Source organism: Streptomyces sp. NPDC031049, from assembly GCF_055571015.1.
The window spans coordinates 462,279-480,207 of record NZ_JBVIGC010000004.1 but is presented as its reverse complement, the minus strand read 5'-3'; the positions used below and the strand labels follow the sequence as shown (position 1 = coordinate 480,207).

General features: G+C 70.3%; 18 protein-coding genes and 1 tRNA gene. 9 read left to right on the top strand and 10 right to left on the bottom strand.

Annotated features, from left to right (window positions below):
* Positions 1 to 147 precede the first annotated feature (147 nt).
* Positions 148 to 849, bottom strand: a complete 702-nt coding sequence (locus ACZ45Q_RS09895) for a DUF5324 family protein (RefSeq protein ID WP_468257504.1) — start codon at positions 847 to 849, stop codon at positions 148 to 150.
* A gap of 348 nt (positions 850 to 1,197) precedes the next feature.
* Between ACZ45Q_RS09895 and ACZ45Q_RS09890 the strand changes: the two genes are divergently transcribed.
* Positions 1,198 to 1,731 (top strand): peptidylprolyl isomerase, encoded by a 534-nt coding sequence (locus tag ACZ45Q_RS09890; RefSeq protein WP_468257501.1) that lies wholly within the window; start codon positions 1,198 to 1,200, stop codon positions 1,729 to 1,731.
* A 138-nt stretch (positions 1,732 to 1,869) separates the two neighbouring features.
* On the top strand, positions 1,870 to 2,757 hold the full coding sequence (locus ACZ45Q_RS09885; protein WP_468257499.1) for a rhomboid family intramembrane serine protease: 888 nt from the start codon (positions 1,870 to 1,872) through the stop codon (positions 2,755 to 2,757).
* A gap of 246 nt (positions 2,758 to 3,003) precedes the next feature.
* On the opposite strand, the gene crgA is transcribed toward ACZ45Q_RS09885, so the two are convergent.
* The gene (gene crgA, locus ACZ45Q_RS09880; RefSeq protein ID WP_468257497.1) at positions 3,004 to 3,258 is read right to left on the bottom strand and encodes a cell division protein CrgA; all 255 of its coding nucleotides are present in this window, start codon (positions 3,256 to 3,258) and stop codon (positions 3,004 to 3,006) included.
* Positions 3,259 to 3,398: 140 nt separating this feature from the next.
* On the opposite strand from crgA, the gene ACZ45Q_RS09875 reads away from it, so the two are divergent.
* The 6 genes from ACZ45Q_RS09875 to ACZ45Q_RS09850 all read left to right on the top strand — a co-directional run bounded on the left by ACZ45Q_RS09875 (position 3,399) and on the right by ACZ45Q_RS09850 (position 7,669).
* Positions 3,399 to 4,178 carry a DUF881 domain-containing protein gene (locus tag ACZ45Q_RS09875; RefSeq protein WP_468257495.1) on the top strand — a complete coding sequence of 260 codons (780 nt, stop codon included), beginning with the start codon at positions 3,399 to 3,401 and terminating at the stop codon, positions 4,176 to 4,178.
* A gap of 133 nt (positions 4,179 to 4,311) precedes the next feature.
* Positions 4,312 to 4,473 (top strand): hypothetical protein, encoded by a 162-nt coding sequence (locus ACZ45Q_RS09870; protein WP_468257493.1) that lies wholly within the window; start codon positions 4,312 to 4,314, stop codon positions 4,471 to 4,473.
* Entirely contained in the window at positions 4,470 to 5,108 is a 639-nt protein-coding gene (locus ACZ45Q_RS09865; protein ID WP_468257491.1) for an aminodeoxychorismate/anthranilate synthase component II, read from the top strand. Before ACZ45Q_RS09870 ends, ACZ45Q_RS09865 begins: the two co-directional genes overlap by 4 nt.
* Entirely contained in the window at positions 5,105 to 6,346 is a 1,242-nt protein-coding gene (locus ACZ45Q_RS09860; protein ID WP_468257489.1) for a class E sortase, read from the top strand. The genes ACZ45Q_RS09865 and ACZ45Q_RS09860 overlap by 4 nt, the downstream gene beginning before the upstream one ends.
* A 13-nt stretch (positions 6,347 to 6,359) precedes the next feature.
* Positions 6,360 to 7,136, top strand: a complete 777-nt coding sequence (locus ACZ45Q_RS09855; protein WP_468257487.1) for a class E sortase — start codon at positions 6,360 to 6,362, stop codon at positions 7,134 to 7,136.
* A 50-nt stretch (positions 7,137 to 7,186) separates the two neighbouring features.
* Positions 7,187 to 7,669 (top strand): hypothetical protein, encoded by a 483-nt coding sequence (locus ACZ45Q_RS09850; RefSeq protein WP_468257485.1) that lies wholly within the window; start codon positions 7,187 to 7,189, stop codon positions 7,667 to 7,669.
* 103 nt (positions 7,670 to 7,772) lie between these two features.
* Here the strand turns inward: ACZ45Q_RS09850 and pknB are convergent, their stop codons facing one another.
* The 7 genes from pknB to ACZ45Q_RS09815 form a co-directional block, all read right to left on the bottom strand.
* The gene (pknB, locus tag ACZ45Q_RS09845; protein WP_468257482.1) at positions 7,773 to 9,791 is read right to left on the bottom strand and encodes a Stk1 family PASTA domain-containing Ser/Thr kinase; all 2,019 of its coding nucleotides are present in this window, start codon (positions 9,789 to 9,791) and stop codon (positions 7,773 to 7,775) included.
* Between the two features lie 191 nt (positions 9,792 to 9,982).
* Positions 9,983 to 11,455 carry a peptidoglycan D,D-transpeptidase FtsI family protein gene (locus ACZ45Q_RS09840; RefSeq protein ID WP_468257480.1) on the bottom strand — a complete coding sequence of 491 codons (1,473 nt, stop codon included), beginning with the start codon at positions 11,453 to 11,455 and terminating at the stop codon, positions 9,983 to 9,985.
* Complete coding sequence (locus ACZ45Q_RS09835) at positions 11,452 to 12,888, bottom strand: FtsW/RodA/SpoVE family cell cycle protein (RefSeq protein ID WP_468257477.1); 1,437 nt, start codon at positions 12,886 to 12,888, stop codon at positions 11,452 to 11,454. Before ACZ45Q_RS09835 ends, ACZ45Q_RS09840 begins: the two co-directional genes overlap by 4 nt.
* A gap of 27 nt (positions 12,889 to 12,915) precedes the next feature.
* On the bottom strand, positions 12,916 to 14,457 hold the full coding sequence (locus ACZ45Q_RS09830) for a Stp1/IreP family PP2C-type Ser/Thr phosphatase (RefSeq protein ID WP_468257564.1): 1,542 nt from the start codon (positions 14,455 to 14,457) through the stop codon (positions 12,916 to 12,918).
* A 145-nt stretch (positions 14,458 to 14,602) separates the two neighbouring features.
* Positions 14,603 to 15,115 carry an FHA domain-containing protein FhaB/FipA gene (locus ACZ45Q_RS09825; protein ID WP_468257475.1) on the bottom strand — a complete coding sequence of 171 codons (513 nt, stop codon included), beginning with the start codon at positions 15,113 to 15,115 and terminating at the stop codon, positions 14,603 to 14,605.
* A 10-nt stretch (positions 15,116 to 15,125) separates the two neighbouring features.
* Positions 15,126 to 15,992 carry an FhaA domain-containing protein gene (locus tag ACZ45Q_RS09820; protein ID WP_468257472.1) on the bottom strand — a complete coding sequence of 289 codons (867 nt, stop codon included), beginning with the start codon at positions 15,990 to 15,992 and terminating at the stop codon, positions 15,126 to 15,128.
* Positions 15,980 to 16,126 (bottom strand): hypothetical protein, encoded by a 147-nt coding sequence (locus ACZ45Q_RS09815; RefSeq protein WP_468257469.1) that lies wholly within the window; start codon positions 16,124 to 16,126, stop codon positions 15,980 to 15,982. Before ACZ45Q_RS09815 ends, ACZ45Q_RS09820 begins: the two co-directional genes overlap by 13 nt.
* 445 nt (positions 16,127 to 16,571) lie before the next feature.
* Here ACZ45Q_RS09815 and ACZ45Q_RS09810 point away from each other — a divergent pair.
* Positions 16,572 to 16,655 (top strand) — tRNA-Leu (locus ACZ45Q_RS09810).
* A gap of 128 nt (positions 16,656 to 16,783) precedes the next feature.
* On the opposite strand, the gene ACZ45Q_RS09805 is transcribed toward ACZ45Q_RS09810, so the two are convergent.
* Complete coding sequence (locus ACZ45Q_RS09805) at positions 16,784 to 17,647, bottom strand: carbohydrate-binding protein (RefSeq protein ID WP_468257467.1); 864 nt, start codon at positions 17,645 to 17,647, stop codon at positions 16,784 to 16,786.
* Between the last annotated feature and the right edge of the window lie 282 nt (positions 17,648 to 17,929).

Genomic DNA, 17,929 nt, shown 5'->3' with positions numbered 1-17,929 from the left:
TTTTTGGGTGTGTTTTTTGGGGGGGGGGGACACACGTTTTGGTGGGCTTGGTTTTTAAAGGAGAAACGTCAACCGGCCCCTCCTTGGGGGGGGGAACCCCCCCCCCCCCCCCCCCCCCCCCGCGGCGATGTCATGTCCCGACCGGCGTCAGCGCTGGTCGTCGCGGTCGGCGGCTTCCTCTTCGGCCTGCTTGGCCTGGACCTCGGGGTCCAGTTCGGACGGCGCGCTGCCGTCCACGGACGTCAGCCGGCCGGACTCGGGAACCTCCGTCGCCTCGGGCGGCTCCACCAGCCAGTCCGGGTTGGCCTGCTTGTCCCACCACTTCCAGGCGGCGAAGGCACCGCCCGCCACGACACCCAGAACCGCCAGCATCCTGACGACACGGCCGGTCTTCGCCCGGCGCTGGTGCCGGCGGGCCAGCTTCTGGATGTCCTTGGCGGAGACGTTCCCGCGCAGGGCCGCCAGGGCGGCGGCGCCGCGGAGCGTGGCCTCGTCCCGGGCGGGCCCGGCCACGGCCACCGCCTGCTCGATCCTCGGCCGGGAGTAGTCGGCCGCCTGCCGGGCGGCCAGGCGCGCGCGGAGCGCGGCCTCGTGGGCGGCCTGGTCCATCTTCGGTGGCACGTGCGAACGGGCCTGCTCCAGCCGGGGCGCGACATGGACGCCGTACTGGAGGCGAGCCTGGTCGGCGGCCTGGGACACCTTGGGCGCCAGCCGTACGCGCGCCTCGTGTGCGTAGTGCGCGGCCCTGTCCTTGGCCGTGTCGGCGTAGGGCGCCACCACTTCCGCGGCGTGCAGCACGCTGTCCTTCGCCGAACCGGTCGCGGCGCGCACGCTGTCGATGCGGGTCACGGGTTCCTCCTCCTCGGTGGCGTACGGTAATTCGACTTTCCACCCTTTTACGGATCATGCCTTCCGGTGCACCGCCAGGCATGCGAGAACGGGCATCCGGGTCATGGAGCGGTGATCGGATGTCTCAATAGTGGGTGAATCCGGAGCAACGGGAGCTTGTCGTCGACAATGCCACGGATCGGCGCCCCGCGCTCCCGGCCCGGGGCACTCGGCTGGAATTCCCGTGCGCGCCGCGGCCGACGGAGGCCGGTCCAAGGGGCTGAAAGTGACCGCTGGGCGACGTGGGGGCCGTACCGTGCGAGGATCGGGGAGACACAAGAAGACAAGGAAGACAACGGAAGGCACATCGTGGCTGAGCAGCTCTACGCCACCCTGAAGACCAACCACGGCGACATCGACGTCCGGCTCCTGCCGAACCACGCCCCCAAGACGGTCAAGAACTTCGTCGAGCTCGCCAAGGGCGAGCGTGAGTGGACCCACCCCGCCACGGGCCAGAAGTCCACGGACAAGCTCTACGACGGCACGGTCTTCCACCGGGTGATCAGCGGCTTCATGATCCAGGGCGGTGACCCGCTGGGCAACGGCACCGGCGGCCCCGGCTACCAGTTCGAGGACGAGTTCCACCCGGACCTGTCCTTCGACAAGCCCTACCTGCTGGCCATGGCCAACGCCGGTCCGGGCACCAACGGCTCGCAGTTCTTCATCACCGTCGCCCCGACGACGTGGCTGAACCGCAAGCACACCATCTTCGGTGAGGTCACCGACGCGGCCAGCCAGAAGGTGGTGGACGCCATCGCCACCGCGCAGACCAACCCGCGCACCGACCGTCCGGTGAAGGACGTCGTCATCGAGTCGGTCGTCGTGGAGACCCGCGAGGGCTGATCGCGCTCCCGGAGGGCGGACCGCGCTCCCAAAGGGCGGACCGCGTTCCCAAAGGGAACTAAACGCCCCGCTCGTCCGTAAGGATGGGCGGGGCGGTGCGTTGCCCGCGACACGGCACAGGACGACCGAGGGGACCTCATGGACCAGGCAGCAGGCGGCACGCCGCAGGACGCCCAGCGCCTGCCGGTCTGTTACCGCCACCCCGACCGCGAGACCGGTATCAGCTGCACCCGCTGCGAGCGCCCGATCTGCCCGGAGTGCATGGTCAACGCCTCTGTCGGCTTCCAGTGTCCGGACTGCGTGCGCAGCGGAGCGGGCACCGGGCACGCCCCGGACGCCTCCCGGCCCCGCACCCTGGCCGGCGGCACCATCGCCGCCGACCCTCATCTGCTCACCAAGATCCTCGTCGGGATCAACGTGGCGGTGTTCATCGCCGTCCACGTCCAGGAGTCGTTGCTGACCGAGCTGGTCCTCATCGGCCGCTGGCCGCCGGCACCGTTCCTGCCCATGGAGGGCGTCGCGGACGGTGAGTGGTACCGGCTGCTGACCTCGATGTTCACACACCAGGAGATCTGGCACATCGCCTTCAACATGCTCAGCCTCTGGTGGCTGGGCGGCCCCCTGGAAGCGGCCCTCGGCCGGGCGCGCTACCTCGCCCTCTACCTGGTGTCGGGGCTGGCGGGCAGCGCCCTCGCCTATCTGCTGGCCTCGCCGACCACGGCCACGCTCGGCGCCTCCGGAGCGATCTTCGGCCTGTTCGGCGCGACCGCCGTGCTGATGCGCCGGCTCAACTACGACATGCGGCCGGTCCTCATCCTGCTGGCGATCAACCTGGTCTTCACCTTCACCTGGGCCAACATCTCCTGGCAGGCCCACATCGGGGGCCTCGTCGCAGGCTCCGTGATCGGGTACGCCATGGTCCACGCCCCGCGCGAGCGGCGCTCGCTGGTGCAGTTCGGCGCCTGTGCGCTGGTCCTCGCCGTCGTCATGGGGTTGACCCTGTTGAGAACCGTCCAGCTCACCTGAGCGCCCTGTTGTCCACAGCGGGTGCCGGATCTTGTGCATACGGTGTGGGAACAGCTGTGCCCCCTGTCGCTGACCAGTGTTTCTGCAGGTCAGGCAGGGGGCGAACAGGTTTTCGAGCGTCAGTCGTTCCGTCACACCGGCGTCAACGCCCGGTGAGTTATCCACAGATCGTCGTTTCTTTTCCCCATGTGGAAAACGGCTGTGGATAACTCAGTGGACAGCCCTGGGCAGAGCTTGCGCCGGGGCCTACTTCCACTGTGTGGAGACGGCGAATCCGGCGGCGATGAAGCCGAAGCCCACCACGATGTTCCAGTTGCCCAGCGAGTCGATCGGCAGGGAACCGTCGGTGACGTAGAAGACGACGATCCAGACCAGGCCGATGAGGAACAGGGCGAGCATGACCGGGGCGACCCAGGACCGGCTGTTCAGCTTGATGGCCGCCGACTGCTTCGCCGGGGGCGGCGTGTAGTCGGCCTTCTTGCGGATACGTGACTTCGGCACGAGGGTCTCTCCTGTCGATGCGCTGCGTGGCCGCGCAGGGATCTGGGTCGGGCTCGGGGCGACGTACAAGGGGACGTAGGAGTGCTCCCGGGCGTCCGTTAGCGTAGTGCTTCCGTGGCGCCGAAGGAGATAAGGGTACGTTGAGCAATTCTGCCGACTCCCCCGGGACGGGATCCAGCCCTGACCGCAAGCGCCGTTTCCGGCCGGTGCGGGCGCTGACGGCAGCCGTCTTCGCTCTCGCGGGCCTCATCTTCGTCACCAGCTTCAACACGGCCAAAGGCACCGACATCCGCACGGACGCCTCCCTGCTGAAGCTCTCGGACCTGATCCACGAGCGCAGCCGTGAGAACGGCCGGCTGGAGGAGTCCAACGCGGCCCTGCGCGAGGACGTCGAATCCCTGGCCGAGCGTGACAACGGCAGCACACGGGCGGAGGCCGACAAGCTCGCGGAGCTGGAGAAGAAGGCGGGCACCCAGAAGCTGACCGGTGAGGCGATCAGCGTCACCCTCAACGACGCCCCGCCGGACGCCACCGCCAAGCTCCCCGGCTACCCCGAGCCGCAGCCCGACTACCTGGTCATCCACCAGCAGGACCTCCAGGCCGTGGTGAACGCCCTGTGGGCGGGCGGCGCCAAGGGCATCAAGGTCATGGACCAGCGGCTGATCTCCACCAGCGCCGTGCGCTGCGTGGGCAACACCCTCATCCTCCAGGGCCGGGTCTACTCACCGCCGTACAAGATCACGGCGGTCGGTGACCCGAAGAAGCTGAAGCAGGCCCTCACCGCGTCCCCCGCCATCCAGAACTACATGGTGTACGTCAACGTCTACGGCCTCGGCTGGAAGGTCGACGACGAGGGCACCGTGACACTGCCCGGCTACTCGGGCGCGGTGGACCTGCACCACGCCAAGCCCGTCGACTGATTTCCCGGGCCCCGTTTCACGTGAAACAAGCCCGACCCCGGAGTTGCGGAGGCCGGGAAACCGGAGGCGTTGCGCCGTTAGTCTGGTGCGGAACGGCACGAGTCCGGTGCCGTGGTACGACGGAAGGGACGGCATGTACGGCTGGATCTGGCGGCATCTGCCGGGCAATGCGTGGGTGAAGGCACTGATCTCACTGGTGCTCGTGGTGGCCGTGGTCTACGTGCTGTTCCAGTACGTCTTCCCCTGGGCCGAGCCGCTGCTTCCCTTCAACGATGTGACGGTGGACAACCAGTGAGCGCACGGATTCTCGTCGTCGACAACTACGACAGCTTCGTCTTCAACCTGGTCCAGTACCTGTACCAGCTGGGAGCCGAGTGCGAGGTGCTGCGCAACGACGAGGTGGCCACGGCGCACGCCCAGGACGGGTTCGACGGCGTGCTGCTGTCACCGGGGCCGGGCACGCCGGAGCAGGCCGGCGTCTGCGTCGACATGGTGCGGCACTGCGCGTCGACGGGCGTGCCCGTGTTCGGCGTCTGTCTGGGCATGCAGTCGATGCAGGTGGCGTACGGCGGGGTCGTGGACCGCGCGCCGGAACTGCTGCACGGCAAGACCTCGCCGGTCGAGCACGAGGGCAAGGGCGTCTTCGCCGGGCTGCCCTCGCCCTTCACGGCGACCCGCTACCACTCCCTGGCCGCCGAGCCGGGCACGGTGCCCGCCGAACTGGAGGTCACGGCCCGTACGCACGACGGGATCGTGATGGGCCTGCGCCACCGTGAACTGCCCGTCGAGGGCGTGCAGTTCCATCCGGAGTCGGTGCTGACGGAGCACGGCCACCGGATGCTGGCCAACTGGCTGGCGGAGTGCGGTGACGAAGGAGCGGTGGCGAGGTCGGCGGGGCTCGCCCCGGTGGTGGGCAGGGCCTCGGCGTGACCGCGCTGCGCCCCGAGCGTGAGTCCGGCACCTCGTACGGGCAACAGCCGTACGAGGGCCAGGACGCGTTCGGGGAGTGGTACGGCGGCGAGGTCTTCCAGACGTACCCGGGACCGGAGCACCCGGCCCACCCGGCCCAGGAGCCACAGGCCCACCCGGCCCACACCCCGCAGACCTACCCCGCCCAGGGACCCCGGCCCTACCCGGCCGGGGACGCCTATCAGGCCTTTCCGGCCGCCCGGGAACCCCAGCCCTACGAGGCCGCCGAGCACGCCATGGGCGACGACGAGACGGTCGCCCTCCGGATATCCGAGCCACGGTCCGCGTCGTCGCCGGAGTCGCTGTCCGAGCCACCGCCCCAGCGGTCCGAGCCGCCGTACCAGCGGTCCGCCTCCATACCGCCCGGAGAGGGGCGGGCGGCCCGCAGGAAGGCCGCCAGACGGCGTCACGGGCGCCAGAGGGCCACCGCCCGCCCGGCGGGCGGGAAGAGCGCCGGAACGGCCGCAGAGGGGCCGGGAAGGCCCCTGACACGGGTGGAGGCCCGGCGTCAGGCCCGCGCGCGCAAGCCGAGCCCGGCCGTCGTCGCCAGCCGGGTGATCGGTGAGGTCTTCATCACGACCGGCGTGCTGATGCTGCTGTTCGTCACCTACCAGCTGTGGTGGACCAACGTGCTGGCCCAGGCCGAGGCCGACAAGGAGACGAGCAACCTCCAGGACGCCTGGGCGAACGGCGAGCGCAATCCCGGCGCCTTCGAGCCCGGCCAGGGCTTCGCCATCCTCCACATCCCGAAGCTGGACGTCGTCGTCCCCATCGCCGAGGGCATCGACAGCAAGCGGGTGCTGGACCGCGGCATGGTCGGGCACTACGCCGAGGGCGCGCTGAAGACGGCGATGCCGCAGGACAAGACCGGCAACTTCGGGCTGGCCGGCCACCGCAACAGCCACGGCGAGCCGTTCCGGTACATCAACAGGCTGGACCCGGGCGACCCGATCGTCGTCGAGACGCAGAACACGTACTTCGTGTACAAGATGGCGTCCATCCTCCCGGTGACGTCGCCGAGCAACATCAGCGTCCTCGATCCCGTCCCGAAGCAGTCGGGCTTCACGGGCCCCGGTCGCTACATCACGCTGACCACGTGCACCCCGGAGTTCACCAGCAAGTACCGGATGATCGTCTGGGGCAAGATGGTCGAGGAACGGCCGCGCAGCAAGGGCAAGCCGGATGCGCTCGTCAATTAAGGGCAGATGACCAGTGGCAGCGACCACCGACACGGATCACGAGCACGACCACGCGGAGCGCACCGACGCCTCCGACGCACCGCCGCCGACCCGGCGGCGCCGCACCATGGGGCCGGTCGCGCTGGCCGTGAGCTTCCTCGGTGAGCTGCTGATCACGGCGGGCGTGCTCCTCGGCCTGTTCGTCGTCTACTCGCTGTGGTGGACGAACGTCCTCGCCGACCGCGCGGCGGACCGGCAGGCCGACAAGGTCCGCGACACCTGGGCCAGGGAGTCGCAGGGCGAGGGCGGCCCCGGTGCGCTGGACACCAAGGCCGGGATCGGGTTCCTGCACGTCCCCGCGATGTCGGACGGCGAGATCCTGGTGGAGAAGGGCACCTCGATGAAGGTGCTCAACGACGGCGTCGCCGGCTACTACACCGACCCCGTGAAGTCCGCGCTGCCCATGTCGGGGGAGAAGGGCAACTTCTCGCTCGCCGCCCACCGCGACGGGCACGGCGCGAAGTTCCACAACATCCACAAGCTGGAGAAGGGCGACCCGATCGTCTTCGAGACCAAGGACAAGTGGTACGTCTACAAGGTCTACGGCATCCTCCCCGAGACCTCGAAGTACAACGTCAAGGTCCTCGACCCGGTCCCCAAGGAGTCCGGCAAGGAGAAGGCCGGCCACTACATCACCCTGACCACCTGCACGCCGGTGTACACGAGCCGCTACCGCTACGTCGTCTGGGGCGAACTGGTCCGCACCGAGAAGGTCAACAGCGAGCGCACGCCGCCCAAGGAGCTGCGCTGAAGGGTTCTCCCGGCCCCGAGCGGCTCTGGTACCTGTCCGGGCTGGCGCTGATGGGCCTGGCGCTGCTGATGCTCGTCGGCGCCCTCGGGACGGTCGTCGGCGTCGTGGCCGGGGCACTGTGCCTCGGTGTGGTCGCCGGGGGCACCGGCGCCGTGCGGGCCGTGCGGGCGGGCAGCTGGCAGCGGCCCCGGACATGGCTGTCCCTCGGGGTGGCCGGCCTGTCGACCGGATGCGTCGGCCTCGTCGTCGCCTACGGGACGGGGATCTTCGCCGGGGGCCTGGACGTCGCGGAGACCTGCACCTACCAGCACGGCGTCCGCTACGACGGTGACTACCGCGCGGCGCACCTGGAGGAGCCGGCGCGCTGGTTCCCGCTGCACAACAGGTGCAACGCGGACTACGACCTGGTGCCCGCCTGGGTGAACCCGGCGATCGTGGTCTTCGCGCTGCTGGTGGTGGCGGGCGCGGGATGCCTGGTCGCCGCGGCGGTGCGGTCGCTGCACGCGCGGACGGCGGGTCCGGGCCGCCGCTGACCGCCGCCGCCGACGACAAGAGGCCCGGTTCCCCGGGGAGACGACAGGAGCCCCGGTCCCCTGGGAGGGGGCCGGGGCTCTCACGCCGGTCGGACGGTGGCCGTCAGTCGTCGCGGCCGCCGGGGAGGCCGCCGATGAAGCCGCCGTTCCCGCCGTTGCCGTTGCCCCCGTTGCCGCCGCCGCCCGTGGTCAGCTGGATCGGCGTCGCGGCCGGGTCGTCGACCTCGGTGCCCGGGGCCGGGTTCTGCTGGACCACCAGGGCGTTGCCGTCCGTGGGGCCGGCGACCTGGATGTTGGTGAACCCTGCCTGCTGGAGCTCCTGCTGGGCCTGGGACAGCGGGCGGGCGCGGACCTCGGGCACCTTCACCTTGTTCTTGGCCTTGCCCACCACGATCTGGACCTGCGAATTCTTGTCGACCGACTGGCCCGCCTGCGGGGTGGTCGAGATGACCTTGCCGGCCTGGTTCGGGTCGTCGGTGGGCTGCTCGGTGCAGTTGCCGACCAGGTCGTTGGCCTGCATCTGCCGCTTCGCGTCCTCACAGGACTGGCCCACCACGTCGGGCACCGTGGACTGCTCCACGGCCTTGGCGACGATCAGGGTGATCGTCGAGCCCTTCTCGACCTCCTCACCCTTGATCGGGTCCTGGTCGAGGACGGTTCCCGGGTCGTCCGAGGACTCCCGCTCCTTGGTCTCCACCTCGAACTGGTAGTCGTCGCCCTCCAGCTTCGACTGGGCCTCCTCCAGGTCCAGGCCGATCACGCTCGGCACCGTCACCTTGGGAGCCCCGGTGGAGACCACGAGATCGACCGCGGACTCCTTCTCGACGTCGGTGCCCGCCGCGGGGGACGTCTCGCAGATCTTGCCCTCCGGCTGCTCCTCGCAGGGCTTGCGGGTGACCTCGCCCAGCTTCAGGTCGGAGTTGGTGAGCAGCTTGCCGGCGTCTTCCTGGGTCTGGCCGACCAGGTTGGGCACGGCGACGTTGCCGTTGCCCGGGCCTCCGTCGCCACTGAACGCGTACCGGCCGATGAGGATCGCGCCGACGAGCACCAGGATGCCCGCCACGACCAGCAGGATGGTGGAGGTGTTGTTCTTCTTCTTCTGCTGGCGGCGCCGGTCGGGGCGGTCGTCGTAGCCGTAGCCGCCGTCGTCCGGGTTGGCCGGCGGGAGCAGCGTCGTCGCGCCGGCGCCCGCGCCGGAGTCCGAGCGCAGGGCCGTCGTCTGCTGGTCGTCGCCATAGCCGCCGTACCCGACGGAGCCCATGGCGGCGGTGGCGGCGACCGGCTGGCCGTCGAGGCAGGCCTCGATGTCGGCGCGCATCTCGTCGGCCGACTGGTACCGGTAGTCCGGGTCCTTGACCAGCGCCCGCATCACGATCGCGTCCATCTCGGGCGTGATCTCGGGATCGAACACGCTCGGCGGCTGCGGCTCCTCCCGGACGTGCTGGTAGGCCACCGCGACCGGGGAGTCGCCGACGAAGGGCGGGCGGACGGTCAGCAGCTCGTAGAGCAGGCAGCCGGTGGAGTACAGGTCGGAGCGGGCGTCGACCTGCTCGCCCTTGGCCTGCTCCGGGGAGAGGTACTGGGCGGTGCCGATGACGGCCGCCGTCTGCGTCATCGTCATGCCGGAGTCGCCCATGGCGCGGGCGATGCCGAAGTCCATCACCTTGACCTGGCCGTTGCGCGTCAGCATGACGTTGGCCGGCTTGATGTCGCGGTGGACGATGCCGTTGCGGTGGGCGTACTCCAGGCCCTGGAGGATGCCGATGGTCATCTCCATGGCCCGCTCGGGCAGCAGCTTGCGGCCGCTGTGGAGCAGCTCACGGAGCGTGGAGCCGTCGACGTACTCCATGACGATGTACGGGATGGAGACCCCGTCGATGTAGTCCTCGCCCGTGTCGTAGACCGCGACGATCGCGGGGTGGTTGAGCGAGGCGGCCGACTGGGCCTCCCGGCGGAACCGGGCCTGGAAGGACGGGTCGCGCGCGAGGTCCGCGCGCAGCGTCTTCACCGCCACCTGGCGTCCGAGCCGGGTGTCATGCGCGTGGTAAACCTCCGCCATGCCACCACGGCCGAGCACCGGGCCCAGCTCGTACCGGCCGCCGAGGCGACGCGGCTCTTCCATGGTTACCTACCAGCCCTCTCCGTCGGTCCCGACCGGCATGCTTGTACGGTCGGAGGCTGCCGTCCGGCCTACCGTACCCGGCTCCGTTTGTGTGACCTGGCCAAGCCCGCCACCCGATACAGGACCGGTATCGCAACGTGCACCGATGTGAAGCAGACGTGAGCGGAGTCACTTCGCGTTCACCTGGCGCCTCACTTCTTGCTCTCGAGCACCGCCTGCATCACGCTCTTCGCGATCGGCGCGGCCAGGCCGCCGCCGGAGATGTCGTCGCGGACCGCGTCCTCGTCCTCGATCACCACGGCCACGGCCACCGGCGAGCTGCCGTCCTCGGCCTTGGCGTAGGAGATGAACCAGGCGTAGGGGTTCTCGCTGTTCTCCACACCGTGCTGTGCGGTACCGGTCTTGCCGCCGACGGTGACGCCGGGGATCTTGGCGTTGGAGCCGGTGCCCTTGTCGACGACGGTCTCCATCATCGACTGGAGGATCTGGGCGTTCTCCGGCGACAGCGGCCGGCTCAGCTCCTCCGGGTCCGTCTTCTCGATGGTGTCGACGTTCGGCGCCTGGAGCTCGTCGACCATGTACGGCTTCATCAGCGTGCCGTTGTTGGCGACGGCCGCCGGGACCATGGCCATCTGAAGCGGCGTCGCGGCGGTGTTGAACTGGCCGATGGAGGAGAGCGCGACCTGCGACTCGTTCATGTCCTCGGAGAACACCGACGCGCTGGAGCGGACCGGGGTGAACTGCTCGGCGTTGAAGCCGAACTTCTCGGCCGTCTCCAGCATCTTGTCGTTGCCCAGCTCGGAGCCGATCTTGCCGAAGACGGTGTTGCAGGAGATCCGCAGCGCCTCACGGAGCGAGACGTTCTCGCACTGGATGTTGCCCTCGTTCGGCAGCTCGGTGGTGGTGCCGGGCATGGTCCACGGCTGCGGGGAGTCCGTCTTCTCGTCCGGGTCCGTGTACTTCTCGTGCTCCAGCGCCGCCGCCGCGGTGACCACCTTGAAGGTCGAGCCGGGCGGGTAGACCTCGCGCAGCGCCCGGTTGAGCATCGGGTCGTCGGGGTTGTTCTTCTTCTGGAGCCGGTTCCACGCCTCGGCGTCCGACTTGCCGTCGCCGGCGATCGTCGAGGGGTCGTACGACGGGTAGGAGGCCAGCGCCAGGATCTTGCCGGTGGACGGCTCGATGGCGGCGACCGCGCCCTTGCCGCCCTGCTTCTTCAGACCCTCGTACGCGGCCTTCTGCGCCGCGCCGTTGAGGGTGGTGACGACGTTGCCGCCCTCCTTCTTCTTGCCCGTCAGCATGTCGAGCGTGTTGCGGAAGAAGAGCCGGTCGTCGTTGCCGGTGAGGATGCCGTCCTCGAGGGACTCCAGCTGGTTCGCGCCGTAGGCCTGCGAGACGAAGCCGGTGACCGGCGCCCACATCGCGCCGTTCTTGTAGGTGCGCTTGTACTTGAAGTCGCCCTCGGTGGTGGCGTGCCCGGTGATCGCCTTGCCGTCGACGATGATGTCGCCGCGCGGGGTCGCGTACCGCTCGATGGCCACCCGGCGGTTGTGCTCGTCGTCCTTGAGGTCGTCGGCCTGGACGTACTGGAGCCAGTTGTCGCGGATGAGCAGCGTGAGGATCAGGAGACCGCAGAAGATCGCGATTCGGCGCAGGGGCTTGTTCACGGTCGGACCACCTGGGTCATCTCGGCGTCGGGGTTGGCGGCGGGGGCGGGGGCCGGGCGGCGCGCGGTGTCGCTGATCCTCAGCAGCACGCCGATCAGGGCCCAGTTGGCGATCACGGAGGACCCTCCGTACGCCAGGAACGGCATCGTCATACCGGTCAGCGGAATGAGGCCCATCACACCGCCGGCCACGACGAACACCTGGAGCGCGAAGGCGCCGGACAGGCCGATGGCGAGCAGCTTGCCGAACGGGTCGCGGGCGGCGAGGGCGGTGCGCACGCCGCGCTCCACGATCAGCGCGTACAGCAGCAGCAGCGCCATGATGCCGGCCAGGCCCAGCTCCTCGCCGAAGGTGGCGAGGATGAAGTCGGAGTTGGCGGCGAACCGGATCAGGTCGGAGTGGCCCTGGCCCCAGCCGGTGCCGAGGGTGCCGCCGGAGCCGAACGCCCACAGCGCCTGCATGGCCTGCTCGGAGTGGCCGATCTCGCCCGCGCGGGAGAGCGTGTACTCGCGCATCGGGTTGAGCCAGGCGTCGACGCGCTGCTGGATGTGCGGCTCGAAGCTGGCCACGCCGACGGCGCCGACGGCGGACATCAGCAGACCGAAGACGATCCAGCTGGTCCGCTCCGTCGCGACGTACAGCATGATCACGAACATGCCGAAGAACAGCAGCGAGGTGCCGAGGTCGGTCTCGAAGACCAGGATCAGGATCGACATCGCCCAGACGACGAGGATCGGGCCCAGGTCGCGTCCGCGCGGCAGGTACAGGCCCATGAAGCGGCGGCTGGCCAGGGCGAGCGCGTCGCGCTTCACCATCAGGTAGCCGGCGAAGAAGATCGCCAGGACGATCTTGGCGAACTCACCGGGCTGGATGGAGAAGGAGCCGACCTGGATCCAGATCTTGGCGCCGTAGATGTTCCGGCCGAGGCCCGGCACCAGCGGGAGCAGCAGCAGGACCAGCGCGCCCAGCATGGAGATGTAGGTGTAGCGCTGAAGGACGCGGTGGTCCTTGAGGAAGATCATGACGGCGACGAACAGCGCGATGCCCATCGCGGTGTACATCAGCTGCCGGGGTGCGGCGCCGCCGGCCTGGCCGATGTCCTGGAGCAGCTCGGACTGGTCCAGGCGCCAGATGGCGACGAGCCCGAGCCCGTTCAGCAGTGTGGCCAGCGGCAGCATCAGCGGGTCCGCGTACGGCGCGAACTTGCGGACGACCAGATGGCCGACGCCGGCCAGCAGGCCCAGGCCGAGGCCGTAGCTCAGCAGTCCGGCGGGTACCTCGTCGTTGATGGCCAGGCCCACGTTGGCGTAGGCGAAGACCGGGATGACGACGGCGAACACCAGCAGCGCCAGCTCGGTGTTGCGGCGGCTCGGCGCGCCGATGGCGCCGATCGTGGACGTGTGGTGCGTCGGCGAGTTGGAAGTACTGCTCATCGTGTGACGGGGCCTCTCACGGCTTGCCTACTGCTTACCGCACAGCGAGACGACCTTCTGCTCTTCCTCCGAGAGGGTGGGGCCGGGGCTGGGAGCGGGTGCGGTCGTGGACGGGGACGGGGTGCCCTGCGGCGAACCCGAGGGGTTCGGGCTCGGTGAGGCCTTGGACGAGAAGGAGGCGGGTGTGGTTCCCGTGGTGCCTCCGGCCTCGCCCTCGCCCGTCTTCGCGTTCTGCTCGCTCTGTGCGGCGCGCCGGTCGGCCTGCTTCTTGCAGGCGGAGGCCTGCACGGCCAGCTCGTCGATCTTCGACCGGGCTGCGGCCAGGTCGCCCTCGACGATCGTGGCCTCGACGGCCTTCTGCTGGTACGGCGGCAGGTACTTGAGTTCGATCTCCGGGTGGTCCCGCTCCACCTCCGACAGCGACACCCACGCCAGGTCCTGGTTGATGCCGCGGTACAGGGCGACGTGGTCGCCGCGGGTGCCGACGTAGTACTGGGTCTGGGTCCAGCGCCAGCCGCCGTAGAGACCTGCGCCGATGACGGCGAGGATCAGCACGGTGTAGAGGGAGACCTTCAGCCACTTGCGGCGCTTGCGGGGTTTGACGAAGTCGCCGTCGCCCCAGTCGCCGAACCCGTCGGCCGGGATGTAACCGGTGGTGTCGCCGCTGCCGGGCGGGCCGAACTCGCCGCCACCGCCGCCCTGCCTGCCGCCCTGGCGGCCGAGGCCGGCGGCGCGGCCCGCCGGGGTCTGCATGATGCCGTTGTCGCCGACCTGGTGCTGGTTCTCGGCGACGGCGCCGACCACGACGGGGGTGTCGGACAGCTGCCCGGCCAGGGTGTCGCCGGTGTCCAGGTCGAGGACGTCGGCGACGATGACGGTGATGTTGTCCGGGCCGCCGCCGCGCAGCGCGAGCTGGATCAGCTCCTGCACGGTCTCCTGGGGGCCCTGGTAGCTGGCGAGGGTGTCCTCCATCGTCTGGTGGGAGACGACGCCGGACAGACCGTCGGAGCAGATCAGATAGCGGTCGCCGGCCCGGACCTCGCGGATGGACAGGTCGGGCTCGACGTGGTCGCCGCTGCCGAGGGCGCGCATCAGCAGGGAGCGCTGCGGGTGGGTGCCCGCCTCCTCCTCGGTGATCCGTCCCTCGTCGACGAGGCGCTGCACCCAGGTGTGGTCCTGCGTGATCTGCGTCAGCACCCCGTCGCGCAGCAGATAGGCGCGGGAGTCGCCGACGTGCACCAGGCCGAGCCGCTGCCCGGTCCACAGCAGCGCGGTGAGGGTGGTCCCCATGCCCTCCAGGCTGGGGTCGTCCTCGACCATCTGCCGCAGCTGGTCGTTGGCGCGCTGCACGGCCGTGCCGAGCGAGGTGAGGAGGTCGGAGCCGGGCACGTCGTCGTCGAGGGCGACGATGGTGGAGATCACCTCGGAGGAGGCGACCTCGCCGGCCGCCTGGCCGCCCATGCCGTCGGCGATGGCGAGCAGGCGCGGACCGGCGTAACCGGAGTCCTCGTTGCCCTCCCGGATCATGCCCTTGTGCGAACCGGCGGCGAAGCGCAGTGACAGACTCATGCGCACCTCGCCCGTCGGCTGCTCCGGGTACAGCCGGTCGTGTCGAGCCACACTGCCCACCCTCCGGTCGGGAGCGCGCCGCGGCCCGGGGTGCCGGCCGCCACTGCGTGCTCGCTCCGCTCGCGCTCGTTCATTTGGTGTAGCACTACTTCCGCAGCTCGATGACGGTCTTGCCGATGCGGATCGGCGCGCCCAGCGGAACCGGTGTGGGGGTCGTCAGCCGGGACCGGTCCAGGTACGTGCCGTTGGTGGAGCCCAGGTCCTCGACGATCCACTGGCCGTTCTGGTCCGGGTAGATCCTGGCATGGCGGCTGGAGGCGTAGTCGTCGTCCAGCACGATCGTCGAGTCGTGCGCCCGGCCCAGCGTGATCGTCTGGCCCTGGAGGGCGACGGTGGTGCCGGTGAGCGTGCCCTCGGTCACGACCAGCTTGGTGGGGGCGTTGCGGCGGCCACGGCCACCGCCCGCCTGCTGGCGCTGCGGCGGCGGCGCCTGGCGTGCGGCCTGCTGCCGGTCCCGGCCGGCCTCCCGGCGCGCGGAGCGCTGGGTGACGCGCGTACCGAACAGGTCGCTGCGGATGACCTGCACGGCCACGATCACGAACAGCCACAGTACGGCCAGGAAACCCAACCGCATGACCGTGAGGGTCAGCTCTGACATTGCCCCCGGATCACCCTTCGGCTTGCCTATAGATAACGGTGGTGCTGCCCACGACGATCCGCGAGCCGTCGCGGAGCGTAGCGCGGGTGGTGTGCTGCCCGTCCACCACGATGCCGTTGGTGGACCCGAGATCCTGGATCGTCGAGGGCGTTCCGGTCCGGATCTCGCAGTGCCGGCGGCTCACGCCGGGGTCGTCGATCCGCACGTCGGCGTCGGTGCTGCGGCCCAGCACCAGCGTCGCGCGGGAGATCTGATGGCGGGTGCCGTTGATCTCGATCCAGTAGCGGGTGCGTCCGGCGGACGCGGGTGCGGCCGGGGGCCGCTGGCCGCCGGCGGGCTGCGGGTAGCCGTAACCGCCGGGGCGTCCGGCCGGGGCGCCGGGCGGCGGCGCGGCCGGCATCGGCGGGGCGCCCGCGGGCGCGGCGGGGGGCGGATAGCCGTAGCCGCCGCCGGGTGCGCCGGCCGGCGGGGCGGCGGGGGCCGGGCCGCCCTGCTGGCTGCTGGAGGAGGCGAGCGTACGGCTGCGCACCCGGTACAGGCCGGTGTCGAGGTCGTCCGCCTTCTCCAGGTGAACCTTGATCGGGCCCATGAACGTGTAGCGCTGCTGCTTGGCGTAGTCGCGCACCATGCCGGCCAGCTCGTCGCCGAGCTGGCCGGAGTAGGGGCTGAGCCGCTCGAAGTCCGGGGCGCTCAGCTCCACGATGAAGTCATTGGGGACGACGGTGCGGTCGCGGTTCCAGATGGTGGCGTTGTTGTCGCACTCGCGCTGGAGCGCTCCCGCGATCTCCACGGGCTGCACCTCGGACTTGAACACCTTGGCGAAGGTGCCGTTGACCAGACCTTCGAGACGCTGCTCGAACTTCTTCAGGACTCCCATGGGGCACCTCCTCCGTCGCTGCCGTCCTGTTCACTGCCCTGCGTACTGCTGTCCGCGCCGTGGGCGCGCGTTCCGCTCACCCGCGCACCGCCCACCTGGTACTGCTTCTGGTACTGCTTACTGATCGTATCCACGCGCCGGTCGATCGGCTGGTTCCCCCTGTCGGCCCCGTCGACGGATGTCGACGCCTGTCGGAGTTCCCGTCGGAGCTTCCCCTCGAACTCCGCCGGCTCTTCGGGACGCGCTCCTCGGCGTACTCATGCCCAGGATCGTAGAGGGGGCTGCAGACCAGTGTCCCGCACCCGGCCGCGGACCCGGTCCGCCTCCTGGGCGGACGGGCCCGACCGGTACGAGGTTGATACGTGAACGGACGCGTGTCGATACCCGGCAGTACGTGATCTGTGCCCGTGCCCGTGCCCGTGCCCGTGCCCGTCCTCGGTCTTCCGTCCTCCGTCCTGCGATTCCTCCCGGAGCGGCCCCCGGAACAAGGGATGTGAATCCACCCCGTACGGCGTGCTAATGTTCTGGGTGTCGGAAGGCGCCGGACCGAAGGGAACGGAGCCGGAGGACACACCCAATGCGCGGGTGGCGGAATAGGCAGACGCGCTGGATTCAGGTTCCAGTGCCCGCAAGGGCGTGGGGGTTCAACTCCCCCCTCGCGCACCGGACGGAAGCCCCGCAGGTCTCGGACCTGCGGGGCTTTCGCGTTGTCGCCGCGTCGTGGGATGTGAGGAAGGTCTCAGGAGGTCAGGGGATCATTCCAGGGCTCATCCGGGGGCTCGTTCCGCGGCTCATTCGGGGCGCCACAGTGCCGGTACGTTCGGAGGCTCCCAGCCGGCCATCGAGGTGTGGGCCTGAAGGCAGCGGTAAGCCCTGCCTCCGTGGGTGACGCGGTCGCCGGCGGTGTACGGGCGGCCGGGCGCCCACGTGCCGCCGGGAGGTTCGGTGGGCGGATCGGTCGGGGGGTCGGTGGGCCTGCCGTCCACGGTCAGGACGAAGTCGAACGTGGCCTCGCGGCGTCCGCCGCTGTCGCGGACGTTCATCAGCAGCGCCGGGTCGAAGAGGGCGTCCGTGGCGTTGCGCGGCTCGCCGGGGAAGTAGAGCTGCGTGGTCAGCACCGGTTCGCCGGGCGCCTGGGCCTTGACGTGGATGTGGCGGGTACGGCCCGGATAGAGGCCGGGCACGATCGTGCGCAGGCTGAAGGCGCCGGTGGCGTCGGTGAACTGGTGGCCCCGGAAGCGGTAGCCGGCCATGTCGTAGGCGCCGGAGCCGTCCGCCTGCCAGAAGTCGAGCAGTACGCCGGGGAGCGGGGCGCAGTTCCGGCCGAAGACGTAGCCGCTCACCGTGAGGGGCGTGCCGCCGGCGCCCGGCGGGACGATGTCGGTGCGCAGCGGGGAGTTCGGCTTGAAGTAGGGGCCCTCCATCTGGTCCGGCGTGGGGTCGTCGCCGTCGTCGCAGTAGGGGGTCGGGGTGAGGGTCCGTCCCGGGGCGCGGGAGTCCCGGGCGAGGGCCACGGTGCCGCCGGCGAGCAGCGGAACGGCTGCGCCGGCGGCGACGGCCGCTCTGAGGAGGGCTTTGCGGCTGATGACGGGGGCTGTGGCGTCCGTGCCGTCGGGGGGTGGGGCGGGGGGTCGTGCGGGGGGTGGGGTGGTCATGGTGCCTCGGTCTCCTTGTCTCCTCGGTCGGGGAGGGGAAGAGCTGGGCGAGTGGAGGAGGGATGGCGCGGGAGCGCGCCCCGGCGCGGGGCAGGCTGCTGATGCCGTGGGGCGCGCTCCCGAGGTGTACGCCGGCCAACGTAGCCGTGCGGGTCGGGCCGGGGGAGCTTTCGTTCCGCCCCCTGCATGGCGTTATGCGGGGGGGGGGGGGGGGGGGGGGGGGGGGGGGGGGGCTGGGGGGGGGGGGGGGGGGGGGGGGGGGGGCGGGGGGGGGGGGGATGG